The following is an 18361-nucleotide window of genomic DNA, read 5'->3' as shown; positions in this document are numbered from 1 at the left end:
TCCAAATTCGAATGAAATTCAAACCTTATATCATACCTATATCTTCTAATTCTAGTTTTATGGATCGGTATACCTCACTTACCGAGTTGTAAAATCTCTTCTGCATTACTCCTTGAAAATCAGAGAAGATATCCATGTTTTCTCCTTCTTGCATCAGAATACATACTCTACGTCGACCTAACATAGCAGAGAACCAACCCAACTCAAAAACAACGTTAGGCCTTGCTTGGACATACTTTTTACCGTTACTTTCGACAATATCATCAGGTGTAAATATTGCAAAAGCGTACGAGCACGTTGAAGCATAGGCTTCAAATTTATCGATTATTGTTGTAGCTCCTCCATCTGGTTTTTCTTGAAGAATAATTGGCTCTAAGTTAAAATCCTCTTTAAGCATTTTTTCGAGCTCTCTCCATCTCGCTTCATTGTGTCCATGAATTATGAAGACATTTTTATTATTCTGTACTTCTGTTTTCAAATTTCTTCCCCCTTGATCATTTGAATTGACTAATTTATTCTCTATTTCGATAAGAAAACCATATATTTTAGATTTAATTCTTTCAAGGATATTAAGAAGACTATTTATTTCATTGGAGTAAAAATCATCTTTTATATCTTTTTTTTGTTTCGCATAGTATAGATCCAGTGTATGCATGCCATCTGGAATATCATTTCTAATTACCTTCATTTTTGTAGTTTCTAGATGATTTTCTATCTCATATATACTATTTGTACAAACCTCTTCGCTTTTATTATTATTCTTATCAAGAAATTGTACTTTTCTTCTTCCCCAATACTCTGAGATAAGTTGATTGTGTAGTTTTTCTAATTCGTCTTCTTCAAAAAGTCCCCTCAATTTCTTGACAATTTCCTTTTTCTCTTTTTCAAATTGATCATTAGTACCCATTTCAACTAATTCCATAACAATCCAGTACAAAGATCTAAAATCATTAACAGCGAATGCAATTCTCTTGCACTTCTGTAGTATCAAACTAAGCTTTAATTTGCTCTCATCAATATCTTTTATAGTCTCTCGGACAAAAAGTAGCGTATCCATGAATCCTCCTTAATTTAATGTAATAATCATCTTATGATGAAAAAACACCACTTGTATTCACGTAGTGTTTTCTTTTTGCTTACTTAGAATTATGCATTTAAAATGCATATCAGTTGGCATGACCGCCTCAGGTATTAAAGTTGCTATGTATTACGGAAATAAATTGTCTCCTTAAATAAAGAGTAATCCATTTTAGCTTGAACCTCTACACTTCGTTTTCCGTTCAACGCCATGTAATCCCAAAATGAGACACCAAATCGATTCTCTATATTTTTCATGGCTTCTTTTGCTGCATCGCTAATTCCCTTTGATGTATCAAGAAAATGAAGAACTTTATCCATTTTCCCCACCTCACTATAGAAATTTACCATATTATTATTGCACCATATATACACTTATTTATGTAAGGTTATCACATGTTGTTATATAAATTTAAAATAACACTTTATTTATTCATCATTATCTAAAAATATTTCGCCTATCTTTGGTCTCTTTATATCTGGATTATATGGTGGAAAAGTAGACACATTTTTTTCTGCACAATAAAATGAAACTTTCTTCCCCACCCACAATAATGTGAAAGTCCCCACGATAAATAAAGTCAATTTAATAAATATATTAATACTATCAACACTAACATCAAACCCCAACACTTGTAGTGTTGTGCCAAGAATTATATATAGTAAACCCATTCTAAAAAGATATGTTTCCTTTAATATCTCCAATACACGAGGATGCACTTTCCCCTTTGTAGGGACAATAGTAGCAGTTAATTCTTTTATTGCATATTCCTCTCTTGCTGCAACCATAACAGCTAATAGTATAGAGCCAGACAGTGTAAAGAGTAATCCAAACATTCCATCCCCCCCTGATTGCGAATTATTTTGACGCCTTATATGATTCAATCAAAAACAATATATTTGTGGCTGCTAATTGAAGTGCATAGGCAACTAAATGAGTTGGAAGTTCCACTGGCGTTTCCCCTTGTCCATGTCCACTGTAGTTATTTCTGACAGTTGGAAGTCCGCTTTCCAAAGTACTCCTCAACGAGTTGAATTGAGCTTGAAGATTCTGAGGTATAAGATTGTTTTTAAACAGAGTATCAATTAATGCCTGCGAAGTATGTTTTTTGGATTCCCAGCCTTTTCTCTGACAGATAGTCTTCATAACACTTTCGAATGCTTTACATGCATCTGTCATAGCTTCCTTACTTCTTCCCTTCTTAAAATGTTCATGTGCGGAAAAAAACTCTTCTGAGGCTCCTTGAAAATCCTCATCAAATAATAACTTAACCGCAGGTGTAACAGCTTCATCGTGAATGTATTCTGAGTCAACTCTGACAATCTGCCCTTCGATAAACTGATATCCCAAACTGTGTTCTCGAAAACGCTCATTTAACTCATTTATGGCATCATCTGGACTTTGTGTCATTTTACACTTTCTTCGGTCACTTGAGTCTAAATTCCTGATATATTTATCAATAAGCCTAAAGCTTATTTCTACAATGTCTAATACCTTTTCTATTGATTTTTCTTCCATTATAAAATTACAACATATTTCATAATGATTATATCCATTAGGGTTTAGTCTAAAAACACCGTACTCTTTACATAAACTCTTATGTATGGTTTCCCACAGAACTTTAGGGATTTGCATTTGAACACTCTCAGAATATTCTCCAATTGCATCTGACCAAATATGTATAGCTTGAATACGAAATTCTTTGGGAATTTTGTCGTATGTAAAAATGTTCTTTGTAATTTTTTTATTCCTTTTTGAAAAAAGTTCAAATAACATCTTCCTACACCCCTCACATATTTCAAATAATTATAGCTATAACACTTAAATTGTATACCTCACTGATAACACTCTTAACTCCAAAGAGAGATTTTAATTTTTATCATTTCGCTTAAATATTACGAATGATTTATTCAATATATAATTCCAAATAAAATTCGAATTTTTTAAAATACAGTGGGACGGATCGCATAGAACTGACAGGAGTTTTTCATAAAGTAACTGCCATTAATCTTCACTGTGGTATCATTATGAGATTCAATTAATCCAACCTCTTCAATATCATCAAATACTACACGCACTGGGCGTTTAAATACCATCATTCTTTCTAGGTCATCATTATTTAATAGTTTTTTATTTATCATATATTAATTACTCCTTTATAAGTAAGTTCTAATATCTATACATTGCCTGCTTTATCATTCTTAACAATTCCACTTTTAAATTATGAATATTTTGCCTTTTGTTTTTTTGGATTATTATAATACTAACTTTAAAATGTACAAAAAAATACTCACAGAGGTGGTTCGTTTGCAAAAATATCTACTTTATCCCCCTTTCCTCGTTGTTGAGGAAGAAAATAATTTTCCTGATATGTGGGAAGTATTCTGTCTAAAGCTACTCAAACTTGACTTAAAAACAAACAGTATTGTGAGAAGAACTCCACCAGAGCAAGGAGTCGATCTCTACTATAGAGACAATAAAATAGCATACCAGTGTAAGTGTGTTATAAACGAAAACAATAAATTCAATGTTACAAATACCATTAATTCCATTACAAAAGCAATAAGTATCAAAACCTCATTACCTTGGGATACATTTACGCTTTGCTTAAATGTAAACTTGTCTGGAAAGCAAGAAAAGAGCTTAAGAGCCTTTTATCCCACTATTGATATTAAAACAAAAGATTATTGGGTCGACATTTGTGAACGATACCCAGACCAAGTGAGAAGAAATTTTTGTATCGTCACTAAAATATCTGATATAGATATACTCCGTTCAGAAAGATTCTTACTTAGTGGCTTTAAAAATAATTTAGCTCCTCAATTCTCTGATTCTGATAATGTAATACATATACTTCTCTACAGTGAACAAAATTCTAGAATTAGCAAAATACCTATCCCTACAAGCTTTACTTTAAAAGAATTTCACCAGTACATGGGGATACTGTATAATCTTCAAGAATACTATTCTGCAAATTATGGTGAATTTAAAATAATTACCACAATAAATATAAAAGGGAGAAAAATCCTATCAAGTAATATAACCGACAATAAAACGCTGCTAGAGTTGGGGATTAATGACGGGGATATTATAGGTTTTGAAATCTCCCTAGTATCATCCCATAATCCCAAATTAACTTATTCAGCATTATGGCTTAATGAACAAAGTACTTTTAAAGAAGAAAAAGCTCAACAGATTGTCAGTGAAATATTTCTAGATTTTAATAATTATTATAATTAGGAGAAAAAAGCTATGAATTCTAATAAAACATTCGCTGATTATAGTTTTTTGGGTGGGGTAACAGAATATTCATTAATTAGATTTAATCCTGAACCTGAGATATCAGGTTTTGATTTCTATAAAAACTTTATAGAAAACTTATGGAAATCTATTTTTTTAAATATGCATCCGAAGCCGCTAGAACTTATCTACGTAGAGCAATTTAAAGTTAATGGTGCAGTTAATTTAAAAAATAATAAAATTGAAATACTAATAAACGAAGGAGTTATATACAGACTTTACGAAGTATTTTATAATATTTTATCTCATTTTCCAATCATTGATCCCATTAAAAACACACCTGAAACCAGTTTAGGCATAAGGAATAATATTAATTATGTGGATGATTTAATACCGTTCGTACATAACTTTCACTTACCAATAGACAAAAAAAGAAAAATTTTAGCAGAATACATGGCTATGTTTGGAATTAAATTTGTAATTCTACACGAACTTGGGCATCTCCTTAATGGGCATGTGGGTTTGATAAATTCAGGTATCGAAGAACTACAAGAAATAGATTTCCATACCTTAGAGATGGATGCAGATGCTTTCGCAATATCACAATTAATAGATATAACTATTTTCAAGATACATAATGATCCAATCATATATGATTGCGTACAGTCAACTTCGAATTTTTACAGAATATTTTTTCTATCCATGCATGTCTTATTTATTATACTTAACACCGAGAGATCTTCTGAATCCACGTATTTACCAGCATTAATAAGGAATGTTTTTAATTTGGACAGTGCAATGGTCAATATAGAAAGGAAAGCACCTGATTTAATTAGTAGAGAAGAGCTAATCCAAATTATTGAGTCAACTTATATAGATGCAATTAAATATTATTCCGCTTTTTATGGAAAGGTAGATATAGACTCCTTAAATGACTTTAATCTGGGCTACACGGATGACATCCAATTAAATTGGAAGAAATTAAAGATTAAACTATATCCTTTCGCATTTGTAAAGCTAGCTGACTAAACCACTCTACTGGGACATCAACTTTATTAGTACTTCAAATATTAAACATAAAGTTAATTGATACCAAAAAAATTATGTCAAAGCACCTGAAAAGTCTAGGAGGTTATAATATGCCAGAAGACTTCTTGGTTCAACAAACTGATTCTGTTTTAGCGACAATTGTTAGGCTTTTTGCACTTGAAGACTCTGCAAAATTTGAAAAAAGTGATATTGTGAATGACTGGTTAAGTGAAAATGCATCACTCATCGGCTTCATCAGCTTTTTGCTTACTCTTTTTTTAACAGGCCTGAACGTTTATTTTGCAATGAAATCACAAAAATACAGTTCAGATTCTGTTAAGCTAAATAGTGAGATCAGAAAAGAAAATAATACTCCAAATGTCATAGTGTACTTTGATATGGAACTCATGAATAATTTGGATTTTAAAGTCGAAAACATAGGCGCAATTGCTGCTAAAAACATTAAAATTACTTTAATTCCAATTAACGAAGTTGTGAATACAGAACATTTTGAAAAGCTTTATGTATTCAGGCATCCAATAGCTTTTTTAGCACCAAAGCAAATAATAAAATGCAGTGTAGAATCGCTATTCGCTTTAACAAATTCAAACAATGAATACCCTACATATAATGTATCCATTGATTTTTCAGACTTAGAAGATAATCAATATAAACGTGAATATCTAATAGATGCAAATATGTATCAGGGCAGTTATCAAATCACAATTAAAACTACTCATCATTTGACTAAAGTAGTAGAAAAAATTGAACGACACCTGAACAATCTAGTTCAAGTAATAAACAAAGAACGTGACAAATAAATTTAGGTGGTTTTTACCATAAACTGGTATACTTCAAGTTCTGACAATAAGATAGAGATAATAATAATTTAATGAGGTGCTTAAAATGCCATTTTTCATTATTGCAAAAACACCTGTATTTTTAACTTGGGAAAAAGACAAAAAACTACGTGAAGAAATATATGGATTAGATAATGTTTTCAGCAGCTATATAAAGATTTCTGGAAAAAAAGATAATGAATATAAATTATTTAGAACAGCACTCACAAACAAATACAATCTAAATCCATTAACATTTATAAATGAATGGTCAAAATTCGATTTACAAAATGAGGATGCACAACAGAACATCTGGGACTTAATATATGATTATTGTGCTTATTATGATTGTGGATATCCCTCAGATTTGAGAGATGAAGTTGAATATCTTCAGGATGATTTTCAAGGTGTAAATTTTCTATTTCCACAAGGAAAAAAGTTTGGACTAAATCACAATGTTAGACCTTTAAGATGGTGGAAGTACGGTAAAAAGAAAAAAGGAATTACAATCAGAACAATCATTGATTCAACAAAGATAAAAAGAGTTGTTGGTGACTTATCAGAGTTTGTAGTCGAGTTTGACGATCACATTATGACATGTGGAAAAAACTTCGAGGTTATATATCGATGAATCTTTTATAACTCTAACTGCTTAGAAAAGTTTACTAGCAAGAATGGTAACTCTTTTCGGTCTACCTCAGAAAAAACTGTATTTCTCAATTCAATACGCAAGCTCACAAAATAAAGAATATAGATAAGATTTGCTCTTACTTAAATACAAATGTTCCGTATTTTTCACCACCTTATTTAAGTCCTATTATATAAATATCGCTTGCAGCATATCTAAAGCCTCCGGTCCACGTACCTCCCCGACCACGATCCGGTTCGGCCGCATCCGCAATGATGCTCGAATCAAATCGCGAATCGCAACTTCTCCCTTTCCCTCCGTATTGGCGTTGCGCGTTTCTAAAGAGACTAAATTCGGAACCGTCCGAATTTGCAGTTCCGCCGCATCCTCAATCGTAATGACCCTTTCGTCTGCCGGAATGTATTGCGATAGCGCATTTAAAAACGTCGTCTTCCCCGAACCAGTTCCACCGCTAATGAACAAGTTATACTTCGCTTTAACAAGCATTTGCAGCAACGCCGCCGCCTCATCGGTCAGCGCTCCTATGCGGACACGATCACTCATCGTAAGCGGCTTGTCCGGAAATTTCCGAATCGTAACCGTAGGACCTTTTAACGCGATCGGAGATGACTCATTAACGACACGGTTCATTTGTGACACTATGGATTGAATAATATCTTCAAGTTTTTCTTTGTTTTCAAACGACATAGGAAGCAGTTCCATTTTCCCTTTCCGCTCGATAAATAACTCTTCATGGCTGTTGATCATAATTTCCGTAATGCTCGGGTCATCGACGAGTGGCTGCAACACGTCCAAGCCGCGAAAAGCATAAAAGATTCGCTGTACAATGTGCTCGATTTCGCTAGCCGTTAAATAATTCATTCCTGACTCCGCAAATAACGTAGTCTCGATGCGCCGCAGCAACTCGTCATCGTGCAAAGGATCGCCCCACTCCATGCTGTCGCGAACTTTTTGCCGCACAACTAAACTGAGTTGCTCAAGCGATGTCATAGCCACACCCACATTCCCCCTAGGCCATACCATGATGAATTCATGTTGCCGTCGACCTACCTTCGCCAGCGCGCATACCACCAAGCATAAGCTGTGTATCGGCCCAATCTGCCAGCGCAGTCTGATACACTGCTGAGCTGAACCATTGCTCTGGACGATGCACCTGTTTCCAATGCGGAATATACGGTAAAAAGCCGCAAATTGCTGCATCACCATGCTGCCACCGATTCATCATCGTCCCCATATACCGATTAACAATGAGCTTTAATCGAGTCATCCGCTGCCGGTAATGATCGCTGTGTTCTTGCTCCCAATGGTTGAAAAGTTGCAGCGTATTATGGAGATGAGCTAAATCATCATTTAGCAGCCACACAATGTGGTGTGCCATCTCCCAAGCGGCTTCCGCACGCACATGCCCCGCCCCTGAATCGATAATAATCACGTCATAACGATTGCTTTCCGCAAGCCAGCGAATAAGCCCACGCGTTAAGTCTGCGTCTACCATGTTCCACTCTGCTCTACTCGCAGGAGACACAAACGTATCTGCTCGCAGCAGCGGCAGCGACACGACAAACGATTCCGGAGCAAGCGCCTGCTGCTTATCTCCCTCCGCCTGCAAATCGAACTTTATTTTATACCCTTCACCCTGCTTCGCAGACGTCTTCAAATCTCGCTTCAAATAGTAGAGCAGCTGCGAAAAATGATTCGGAGCATGGTCATTAGCACGACCCATCTGCGGCAATAAGACATGAAATCCCGCATGCTCCTCCACACTTAATAAAAAAGTGCGCAGCCCTTTCTCTGCCGCATAACGTGCAAGCTGGCATGCTGCCGTCGTTTTTCCGCTGCCGCCGCACGCGGAAGCTACTGCAATGATAGAGCAACCAGTACGGGCTGCTGATTCGCTAGCCCCTCCCGCCCCGTCACCTGCTCTCTCTGCTTCCGACGGCGCACCGACGCGCTCTAACATCTTTTGCAATAAATGAGGCAGTGGTTGATACAGCAGCTCCGTACTACACTGAGGATGATTTCTATGCTTCATTGACACGATATCTGTACGCTCACCTAGCAACATAATGCTTAAATCTTGGACATCTTCCTCTTCAAGCGCATCTAGCACATCCCCCTGAGTGACAAGCAAAGCGATGCCTGGCTGTAATCGTAAATAATGCTGCAACGTGTCTACTTGCGAGAACACGCGCAACTGCAACTGATCGACATACTTAGACTGCTTCCAGTAAGCAGTCATGCTATCCAGCATCCGTTTATCATGCAGTGCGAGTACAACGTCCCGCTTATTCATCTCGATATGCCTCCTTAGCACGCCAAAAATACGCAAAAAAGCACCGCCATCAAGTCCATATCTAAAATAGATATAAACAATTGATGACGGTGCTTCCGTCCGATGTTTGTTTGAAGTTGAAGTTAATGTACCATAATTTTCTTATTGGTGCAAGACTCAACATATTATCAACCCACGATAAAACCCAATATTTTCATGTACAATCACCCCACTATTTACTAAAATAACAAAGTTACAAAAAAATAAAGGGTGTGTCAATCATGAGAATAGTCAACAAGTTGTTATGTTTGGTTACTATTTTAACGCTCTGCACCGTTTGTGTTTTCCCTCATTTTACAAATGCAGCAAGCAAAAATCCAGATAGCATAGTTGTGTTTGTAGATAACCGGCAATTAAAAGAAAAAGCACTGGTCATAAAAGGTGCAACTTTCATTCCTTATAATTCCATTTTTGAAGCAATGAATATTAGTGTGAGCTATGATTCCAAAAATAAGATTATTAAGGGTAAAAAAGTTGGCGAACTGTACGATTTCGTTCTCGATATCTATATGGATAGAGGCTCTGCTTCCGTAAATCGCAGTAAGGCTCCGTATCGTGCAAGTCAGGCTAACGAAACTGAATCGATTGACTATGCTGAAAATGGAAGACCATTTACAAAAAACGGGGTAACTTATATTCCTTTAAATGTTATGATCAAAGCTACGAATAGTAAAGTAAAGCACGATGTTCAAAAAGGGATTATGTACGTGGAATTAAAACAACAGAAATCAGACTTGACCCTAAAAGATGTATTGATTGATCATAATGAGAAAAATGTAATACTCGATGAAAACGCGAGAAAAGCTGCATACAAACCTGCTAGATATTCAGATACAGTATACTCCACTCACCGTAGCGACATTATTGTTGGTGATTTTATGTTGTTTGGTGAATTTTTATCTTATGGTAAATATTTAATACCTCATGGATACTTAGATATAAAAAACCAAAAAGGAGAATATTTAGCTTCTGGATATTTTATAAACGGAATAAAAAATGGAGAATTTAATATATTTTATAATTTATCGCGTAATAATGATAACGACCCCAACATTAAAGTAAATGTACTTCATAATAAAATGACTGGTCCTATGACCATTTTTCAAACATCGACTAATACTAAAGTAATTAATGTTACTGGAACCGATGAAAATGGCCAAAAAACGAGAATTCCGTTGAAGGTTGGACAAATGAATACTAAAGAGGTTCATAAGATTGAACCCGACGAGCATGGTAATTATAATATACCCGACGAGTTTAAGCCAAATGACTTGAGATTCCTGGAACAAGATTTTGTCATTTTCGAAGAAAATAAAAATTAATGATTTTATCAAAAACAGAGCCACAAGCTCTGTTTTTGCTTTTTTCGCATAAAATAATCCAAGATCCCCTTGTCACTTTCAAGAAAAAAAGCCATACTTTATTAATACTTTTTGTGATCTATACCAAATATTCAGGGAGAGACAACATGAAATACATACTTAACAACATCATATCCCGCTTTAAAAATGAGGCACGCCTCGTTCGTACTGTCTACTTGTCAACGACATTGCTATTAGCCTTCTCGTTGCTGCTTGGAGGGTGTGGCGCATCAGAAGAAAAGGAAACCACCGCTGGTCGTATTTCTGCAAAAGTCGTGAAAGTCGTAGACGGCGACACGCTGGACATTCAGCTCGAAAATGGGCAGTCAAATGAGCGCATCAGATTGCTGCTTGTCGATACACCGGAATCGGTACATCCGAAAAAACCGGTTCAGCCTTTTGGACGCGAAGCATCTGATTTTGCCAAGAAAAAGCTACAAAATCGCGATGTAGAGGTCGAATTCGACGTTTCTGAGCGGGATAAGTACGGCCGATTGCTGGCCTACATCTGGGTTGACGGCCAAATGTTTAACGAAGAGCTGCTGCGGGAAGGGTTTGCTCGTGTAGCCTATGTTTATCCGCCTAACGTAAAATACGTGGACCAATTTCGTGAGGTGCAGACTGAGGCGCGTAAAGCAGAGCGCGGCATTTGGAGCATCGAGAATTATGCTACGGAAAAGGGCTTCGATGACAGTCTACAGGCGAGCGACAAGCGCGATGCAAGTACAGCAAAGGGTTCAAGTAAATCAACACTTGTAAGCGAAGAAAATGAATCAAGCCAAGCGAATGACCAAAATGATGCCAACAGTTCGAGCAGTTCTGACAGTTCAGAAAGTTCGAACAATTCAAGCAATTCTGCTGAGACATGCCAAGATCCGAAGATTAAAGGCAACATTAATCGTGATGGCGAAAAAATATACCACACCACAGATAGTTCGCAATATAAACGGACAAAGGCGGAGCAAATGTTCTGTACAGAGCAGGCTGCAAAAGATGCTGGATTCCGTGCAGCCAAGTCTTAATATTTTGTAATTGGAATATATGCATAAGGAGGCCAACAATCTCCAATACTACCCCTGTCGTTAACGCAAAGGAGTGAATCTGATGCAGTACGTATGGGGGTTACTTGGAGTTGTTGGCCTTTTGGCGATCGCTTTTTTATTATCGGAAAATAAACGGCGTATTCGTTGGCGCACCGTATTAGGCGCATTGGCGATTCAACTGTTGTTCGGCTTCATCGTCCTGAAATGGACAGCGGGAAGAGAAGTACTTAACGCCATTTCTGGCGGCGTGTCTTCAATTATTAGCTATGCCAACGAAGGTGTAGCTTTTGTGTTTGGCAGTGCAATCCCTGCCGCAGGTCAAGGCTTCGTATTTGCCTTTCAGGTGCTAAGCGTAATCGTATTTTTCTCCGCATTAATTGCCGTCTTGTATCACTTGCACATTATGCAATGGATCATTCGCTTAATCGGAGGTGGTTTAAGCAGATTACTCGGCACGAGCAAGGCCGAATCGTTATCAGCGACGGCGAACATTTTTGTCGGCCAAATTGAGGCCCCGCTTGTCATCAAGCCATACTTGGACCGCATGACTCGATCCGAAATGTTTACCGTGATGGCTGGCGGCATGGCCTCGGTGTCCGGCTCCGTAATGGCCGGTTATGCCTTAATCGGCGTACCGCTTAATTACTTAATTGCAGCCAGCTTTATGGCTGCCCCCGCGGGACTGCTCGTGTCCAAGCTGCTTATTCCCGAGACCGAAATATCGGAAACGAGCAAAGAGGTAACGGTTCAGCAAGATGATACATCTGCCAACGTTATTGACGCTGCGGCGCGAGGTGCCGTTGACGGTGTCCAAATTGCAATTGCAGTCGCGGCCACCTTGATCGCATTTATCGGGCTAATTGCGCTCGTCAATGGCTTATTAGGCGGTGTGGGAAGCTGGTTCGGCATGCCGACGCTTTCCTTACAGGGCATTCTCGGCTTTTTATTTGCCCCGATTGCCTTTTTAATTGGCGTTCCTTGGTCTGAAACGATACTTGCAGGCAGCCTAATCGGACAAAAAATAATTATCAATGAGTTTGTCGCGTTCTCCGAACTCGTCAAAATCCAAAGTCAGCTAAGCGATCGATCCTTTATGATTGCCGCTTTTGCACTGTGCGGGTTCGCTAACCTCAGCTCGATCGCGATGCAGATCAGCGGCATTTCGGCCATTGCTCCCAATCGGCGCAGTATTATTACGGAGCTAGGCTTTCGCTCTGTGTTAGCTGGAACAATAGCCAATTTGCTAAGCGCATCCATTGCCGGAATGTTCTATTAACACTGAAAACAATACCCCCTATTGTATTCATCGGAATGTACCATCAAGGTATTGTCCAATGTCTACGCTAGGGGGTACTTTACATAAACGGTTGAAACTGATTACTTCGATTCAGGCCTTACCCATACGATTTGCGCAATGCGAATAATAAATAGATGATCGTCAATTTGGAGGACGATATGATCAAGCTTTACATCTTTGACCTTACCCTTCAATGGACCGCGCACCGTTTCAACAACCACAACCTTATCGGTAACGGATTGCAGCGTCTGAACGACATAAGGATCAATAGGATACACAACCTGCGACGGCACTTGCTCCTGTGTCACGCTTTCATCCACCTTCCTGCTCTAAAGTGGAACCCTCATTAACTATTAATCATCAATATGAGGACAGCGCGACATTTATGTTTATGTTCCTTATTAATATTCCTTATTTAATAACTAAATTTGGACAGCGTCGCCTTCAATTGCTGGGACACCTCTTCCAACTGATGCGACAAATCGACTAAACGGTTCGAAATACTCAACTGCTCCGTACTCAATGACGCCACCTCTTCAGAAGTCGCTGACGCTTCTTCGGCTACAGCACTTACATTACTCATCGCTTCCACTAAGATCGCTTGCGAATGATTTAACCGCTCAACCGATTCGGTCACATCGCTTAATTTCCCAACCATTCCGCCCATCTGCTCCGTAACGGCGCTAAAAATGCTATCCGTTTCTTTTACAGCCTCGGCTTGCAAGCTGAACATCGGAAACGCCTGCGCAAGGGCGTCTACCGTCTCCTTAATTTCGGCCTGAATACTAACCGTAATTTGCCCGACTACGTCAATCGATTGCCGCGATTGATCCGCCAAGCTACGAATTTCGTCCGCAACAACCATAAATCCTTTACCCGCGGCTCCCGCACGGGCCGCCTCAATCGTTGCGTTCAGGGACAAAATATTCGTCTGCTTCGTCATATTTTGCAGCAGCTCCAATATTTTGCGAATCGACTGCGTATTCTCATTCAGCTTATTCACTCTGTCTGACAAAGTACGCATCGTTTCTTCCGTCGTACTCGTACGCGTCAGCAAAGTAGTCATATTGCTCGCACCGAGTTCACTCGAGCGCGAAACCTCTTGTGCGGAATGATCCATTTGTTCATTTGCCGCTACAACCATCTGCATCTGCATCGCCATCTGATGCGTTAAGTCGTGACCACGCTCTGCTTCGACCGCCAAGCTGCTAGCACCTTTCGCAATTTCCTCCGTGGCAATTGCGATTTCTTTCGCTGACACCGCCGTACTACGAGACGCATCGGTCAGCGACACCGCCGTCTCCAATACGGATCGCGCACTTGCTTCCGTATGCTGCACAAGCGTTGTAATTTGCTCCATCATCGTATTAAAACCGTGTGCTAGCTCACCAATCTCATCCTTCGTCTTCACGGACGCCCGCACAGCCAAATTACCTTGCGCTCCCTCATTCATTAAGTCGCGCAACGTATGCAAGGGCTTCGCGATCATTCGCATCACAAACCAACCGATAACAGCTGCCAAGATCGCCGCCGCAATCATTAATATAAACGTGACTAACAAAATAAAGTCCGCATCTTTCACTAACTGCTTAACCGGTACCGTACCGACCAGCTCCCAATTGCTAGATTTCAAAGGATGGTACGCTAGCAATATTTGCTCATCTTGATCGGAGGTGACCGTTTTACTACCGGATAATAGCTCGCTGGATTCTTGCTCCTTTTTTGGAACAAGCCACTGCGGAGCTTCCTTCGTCAGCATCGCTTGGTCCAGTGTATATATGTATTGCCCTGTAGGATTCAAGACATGAACGGAAGATCCATCCCCTAATTGTATGCCTTTCAGTTCCTGAGCCAATGCATGCATACGAATTTCTAAAAATATAATATAGTGCGCTTTACCAGAAAGCAGATCGCGCAGAGGTCGAGCGATACCAAACGTTGGCGCATGAGACTGTTCAAGACCCGTTGGCATCGTATCGATCCATACAGCTTGTCCTTTGCTATTCTGCACTGCATCGAACCAAGGCTTGTCCGCAGCAGATTGCACACCACGCCGCATCCCAAGTGCAGAAAATTGCTGACGTTCGCCGTCAAGCGGAATTAAGTACACATTCTCAATTAAGTTGTTGCCCACGGAGTACGTTTGCAGTGTCTCTTGAATTTTTTCTATCAACTGCACTTTATCATAGGTGCCCTCTTTCACTTCGTCGAGCTTGTCCATACTTTCTGTGAGGTTTGGGTCTAGCATAATTTGCATCGTCAAGTTTGAAAATTGATTCAGCATTAAATCGAGTTTCTCAGCTGCTTGGATCATCGTTTGGTAACTGGATGTGGATACACGCTCTTTGATTGCATCACGGGATAACATGTACGAAATCGTTCCTACACTAAACACAAATAAGACGATACTGACGACAAAAATGATAAACAACTTGACGCCGACTGATTTCGAAGGTCGTTGCAACATACCAGATTTGGTAAGCGCTTTCCAAAAAGAACGTGCTTTATTTTTCATCTCTCTCCAGCTCCCTCATTGAAACATATAAAAATAGACACCGCGAACGCCAAGGCGTAAGCGGTGTCTTCACCACTAAGTCAGCGTAAGATCGAATGCTCGCACCATTTCAAGCTCACTTACCGTTACTTCACGGTAAAAATGAAAATCTTGATGCTCCTCCATTAATTTCTCACGTGCTATATCACGCAACTCTGCTTCCGTAATCGGCTCCTCAGAACCAATAACAAGCTGGTCAACGCGCTCTTTCTCCTGATAGTCGAAGTCCACTGTCTCACACGTTACATTAACAACGTGCACATAGCGTGATGGAAAATAACCGACATGTTTATATTCTTTATCTAATTGCACATATGGAATAGTCAAACTACTCACCTAACCCTTATCTATTAATATCGGCAAAACACTTCCGTTTCAGAAGAGCTATGAAGATAAATTGGGTCACGATTCAATGATTATTTTTATGTCTCTAAATCGGCCCTTATCTCAGGGTATGTTTCTCATTACCCTCACCGTTATTTTCATCGTTTTTTTGCTCGTCGTCAACCTCTTCAACAAGCACCGTAAACAGCGATCGCAAAGCTTCTCTATCTTTTTTGGCAACTAAGATGTAGGCAACATCCCCTGCTTCCATCTGCGTTGTACCATTTGGAGAAATCATGCATTCTCCACGCACAATAGCTGTGATAAGCGCATCTTGTGGCAGTTCTAATTGATGCAGCATATACTTTACAACGGCTGTCCCAGGTTCGACCGTCTTTTTAACCATTTCCATATTCGTTTTGCCGACCGAAATAAGTTCCATCGTATGCATAGGCTCTACCTTCCGCTCACCTACTAGCCCTAAGCGACGAGCCAACGGTGAAATGGTTGCCCCTTGCAACAATGCGGACGTTAACACCACGAAAAAGACGACATTGAAGAACATTTGCCCGCCTTCCAATCCAGCAATAAGCGGATACGTAGCCATAACGATCGGTACAGCACCACGAAGCCCCGACCAAGCAATCAGCGTTTTTTCTTTAAAGGTGAAATTACTTATTGCCAAGCTAATAAACACCCCTATTGGACGAGCGATAAACATAAGCAAAACGGACAACAGTAAGCCCTGCCAAGTAATTTCTAACAGTTGATTCGGGAATACGAGCAAGCCCAGCACGACAAACATCATAATTTGCATCATCCATGCGAAGCCTTCATTAAAGCGTACGATCGAGTAACGGTACGTAATATCTTTGTTTCCAATGACCATTCCCAATACATAGACCGCCAAAAAACCACTTCCATGCAACATTGCAGTGCTGCTATACGTAAATATCGCCGCGCCAACTGCTAACACGGGATAAAGTCCCGATGTATCTAATTGAATGCGATTTAGCACTTGTGTAAACAGCCAACCTAAGGCAAGCCCCATCGCTAAACCGAAGCCCATTTGCCAGAAAAATGCGAGTAACATATTGATCAAAGGCGTATCAGGCACTTTAATTAGTTCAATTAATGAAATCGTGAGGAAGACCGCCATCGGGTCATTCGTTCCTGACTCAGCTTCAAGCGTGGAGGTAAGTCTCTTTTTAATATTTTGACTTCCTAATACGGCGAATACCGCTGCCGCATCTGTAGAACCGACAATGGCTCCAATAAGTAAGCCTTCTAACAAAGATATGTCCAAAATATAGCTGGCACACACCCCGATAATTCCCGCCGTCAGTACAACGCCTACCGTTGCCAACGACAAGGCAGAGCCTAAGATGGGACGTATCTCTCGATAGTTCGTCTGCATACCGCCTTCGAACAATATAATAATTAGGGCGAGTACACCTAATAACTGCGTTAATTTAGCATTATCAAAATAAATAAGCGGATTAAGTGCCATACCTACCACAATAAATAGTACGAGTGAAGGCACATTAAAGCGATTAGAAAATTTAGCCCCAGCAACACCTATTAAAAGTAATGTTCCGAATAAAAGCATCATTGCATCTGTAGTCCACAAGATTGCATCTCCCCTTTATGTTTATTTCAGCCATTTCCCCCCATAATCGTCGATTTTCAAGCAAATTAACTATAAAATCGCATATAATCTCTGCTAATATCATTATAGCTTACTTTTTACCCTAAAATCAAAAAAAAACCGAACATTTTTAGTGTTCGGCTCGCTTATTAAGCTTGAATTTACTTATTTTCAGGTCCACTAATTGAAAATTTATCAAACCATTTAGGGAATAAATGAAATAGTAACTTCCCAGACATCGTCATTAAAAATGGCAAGTCGATTTCCCTAATATTTCTTTCAACTGCGAGCACAATTTTATTTGCGACATCAACAGGTTGTAACATCTTTGAGTTATTTTTTCGTTTTAAGCCCCCTGTTGGATCTGCTTGATCCACAAAGGCTGTATTAACAAACGTTGGATTAATAGCTGTAAAATGAATTCCTGTTCCTTGTAATTCTTGTCTCAAACTATTCGTCAATCCTAATAGAGCATGTTTGGAAGGCGAATATGCGGAAAATGTTCCTTGTCCAAACTTCCCTGCCATAGAGGCAACATTGACGATGTGTCCACTTTTGTTATGAATCATATGTGGTACCACGGCCTTAAGACAACGTACTGTACCAAAATAATTAACATCCATCATTTGTTCAAACGATTCCAATGGCAAATCCACAAAATGACCGCATTGAATAGTACCTGCATTATTTACAAGTACATCGATTCGACCATGATCGTGAATAACCTTTTGTATTACATCGTTAACTTCCGTGCCATTGGACACATCAAGGGGATAAAAAAAAGCATTTGGGCCTAACCGGTCTGCAAGGTCCTGCAATTTTTGAACAGAACGAGCTGTCATAATGACTTTCGCACCTTTATTCACCATTAAACGAGCTGCTTCCGCTCCTATTCCCGTTGAAGCGCCTGTAATCAACACGACTTTATTTTTCAGATCCATTCCTTTTACCTCTCTTAACTCCTAAC

Annotated in this window: 19 protein-coding genes; 7 read left to right on the top strand and 12 right to left on the bottom strand. The window is 39.2% G+C overall.

Going from position 1 to position 18361, the window contains the following annotated elements; genetic code table 11:
• Nucleotides 1–25 precede the first annotated feature (25 nt).
• From KIK04_RS15140 to KIK04_RS15120, 5 genes are all read right to left on the bottom strand, one after another.
• Nucleotides 26–1057, bottom strand: a complete 1032-nt coding sequence (locus KIK04_RS15140; protein ID WP_232274469.1) for a TIR domain-containing protein — start codon at nt 1055–1057, stop codon at nt 26–28.
• Between the two features lie 143 nt (nt 1058–1200).
• On the bottom strand, nt 1201–1407 hold the full coding sequence (locus KIK04_RS15135) for a hypothetical protein (protein WP_232274468.1): 207 nt from the start codon (nt 1405–1407) through the stop codon (nt 1201–1203).
• 99 nt (nt 1408–1506) lie between these two features.
• Nucleotides 1507–1914 (bottom strand): hypothetical protein, encoded by a 408-nt coding sequence (locus tag KIK04_RS15130; protein WP_232274467.1) that lies wholly within the window; start codon nt 1912–1914, stop codon nt 1507–1509.
• A 22-nt stretch (nt 1915–1936) separates the two neighbouring features.
• Complete coding sequence (locus KIK04_RS15125) at nt 1937–2854, bottom strand: abortive infection family protein (protein WP_232274466.1); 918 nt, start codon at nt 2852–2854, stop codon at nt 1937–1939.
• Between the two features lie 167 nt (nt 2855–3021).
• On the bottom strand, nt 3022–3219 hold the full coding sequence (locus tag KIK04_RS15120) for a hypothetical protein (protein ID WP_232274465.1): 198 nt from the start codon (nt 3217–3219) through the stop codon (nt 3022–3024).
• Nucleotides 3220–3376: 157 nt separating this feature from the next.
• Here KIK04_RS15120 and KIK04_RS15115 point away from each other — a divergent pair, with 157 nt between their 5' ends.
• The 4 genes from KIK04_RS15115 (at nt 3377) to KIK04_RS15100 (ending at nt 6817) form a co-directional block, all read left to right on the top strand.
• On the top strand, nt 3377–4318 hold the full coding sequence (locus tag KIK04_RS15115) for a hypothetical protein (protein WP_232274464.1): 942 nt from the start codon (nt 3377–3379) through the stop codon (nt 4316–4318).
• Nucleotides 4319–4330: 12 nt separating this feature from the next.
• Entirely contained in the window at nt 4331–5347 is a 1017-nt protein-coding gene (locus KIK04_RS15110; protein WP_232274463.1) for a phage exclusion protein Lit family protein, read from the top strand.
• Between the two features lie 110 nt (nt 5348–5457).
• On the top strand, nt 5458–6168 hold the full coding sequence (locus tag KIK04_RS15105; RefSeq protein ID WP_232274462.1) for a DUF8453 domain-containing protein: 711 nt from the start codon (nt 5458–5460) through the stop codon (nt 6166–6168).
• Between the two features lie 85 nt (nt 6169–6253).
• The gene (locus tag KIK04_RS15100) at nt 6254–6817 is read left to right on the top strand and encodes a hypothetical protein (RefSeq protein WP_232274461.1); all 564 of its coding nucleotides are present in this window, start codon (nt 6254–6256) and stop codon (nt 6815–6817) included.
• Between the two features lie 186 nt (nt 6818–7003).
• Here the strand turns inward: KIK04_RS15100 and KIK04_RS15095 are convergent, their stop codons facing one another.
• Both KIK04_RS15095 and KIK04_RS15090 read right to left on the bottom strand, forming a co-directional pair.
• Nucleotides 7004–7825 (bottom strand): TadA family conjugal transfer-associated ATPase, encoded by an 822-nt coding sequence (locus KIK04_RS15095; protein WP_232278752.1) that lies wholly within the window; start codon nt 7823–7825, stop codon nt 7004–7006.
• Between the two features lie 40 nt (nt 7826–7865).
• Nucleotides 7866–9128 (bottom strand): nucleotide-binding protein, encoded by a 1263-nt coding sequence (locus tag KIK04_RS15090; protein ID WP_232274460.1) that lies wholly within the window; start codon nt 9126–9128, stop codon nt 7866–7868.
• Nucleotides 9129–9415: 287 nt separating this feature from the next.
• Here KIK04_RS15090 and KIK04_RS15085 point away from each other — a divergent pair, with 287 nt between their 5' ends.
• From KIK04_RS15085 to KIK04_RS15075, 3 genes are all read left to right on the top strand, one after another.
• Nucleotides 9416–10489, top strand: coding sequence for a copper amine oxidase N-terminal domain-containing protein (locus tag KIK04_RS15085; protein ID WP_232274459.1), 1074 nt, complete (start codon nt 9416–9418; stop codon nt 10487–10489).
• Nucleotides 10490–10635: 146 nt separating this feature from the next.
• On the top strand, nt 10636–11550 hold the full coding sequence (locus tag KIK04_RS15080) for a thermonuclease family protein (RefSeq protein WP_232274458.1): 915 nt from the start codon (nt 10636–10638) through the stop codon (nt 11548–11550).
• 82 nt (nt 11551–11632) lie between these two features.
• On the top strand, nt 11633–12847 hold the full coding sequence (locus KIK04_RS15075) for a NupC/NupG family nucleoside CNT transporter (protein ID WP_232274457.1): 1215 nt from the start codon (nt 11633–11635) through the stop codon (nt 12845–12847).
• 101 nt (nt 12848–12948) lie between these two features.
• Here KIK04_RS15075 and KIK04_RS15070 read toward each other — a convergent pair whose 3' ends face one another.
• From KIK04_RS15070 to KIK04_RS15050, 5 genes are all read right to left on the bottom strand, one after another.
• Nucleotides 12949–13176, bottom strand: a complete 228-nt coding sequence (locus KIK04_RS15070; RefSeq protein ID WP_232274456.1) for a DUF2642 domain-containing protein — start codon at nt 13174–13176, stop codon at nt 12949–12951.
• A gap of 107 nt (nt 13177–13283) precedes the next feature.
• Nucleotides 13284–15383 carry a methyl-accepting chemotaxis protein gene (locus tag KIK04_RS15065; RefSeq protein WP_232274455.1) on the bottom strand — a complete coding sequence of 700 codons (2100 nt, stop codon included), beginning with the start codon at nt 15381–15383 and terminating at the stop codon, nt 13284–13286.
• A 75-nt stretch (nt 15384–15458) separates the two neighbouring features.
• The gene (locus KIK04_RS15060) at nt 15459–15758 is read right to left on the bottom strand and encodes a hypothetical protein (protein WP_232274454.1); all 300 of its coding nucleotides are present in this window, start codon (nt 15756–15758) and stop codon (nt 15459–15461) included.
• A 106-nt stretch (nt 15759–15864) separates the two neighbouring features.
• Complete coding sequence (locus KIK04_RS15055; RefSeq protein WP_232278751.1) at nt 15865–17358, bottom strand: potassium/proton antiporter; 1494 nt, start codon at nt 17356–17358, stop codon at nt 15865–15867.
• A gap of 197 nt (nt 17359–17555) precedes the next feature.
• Entirely contained in the window at nt 17556–18335 is a 780-nt protein-coding gene (locus tag KIK04_RS15050) for an SDR family NAD(P)-dependent oxidoreductase (protein ID WP_232274453.1), read from the bottom strand.
• Nucleotides 18336–18361: the final 26 nt, after the last annotated feature.

The organism is Paenibacillus sp. 481, assembly GCF_021223605.1.
Taxonomy (GTDB): Bacteria; Bacillota; Bacilli; order Paenibacillales; family Paenibacillaceae; genus Paenibacillus_B.
Note: the sequence above shows the minus strand (reverse complement) of the source record. Positions and strands in the feature narration are given on the sequence as shown.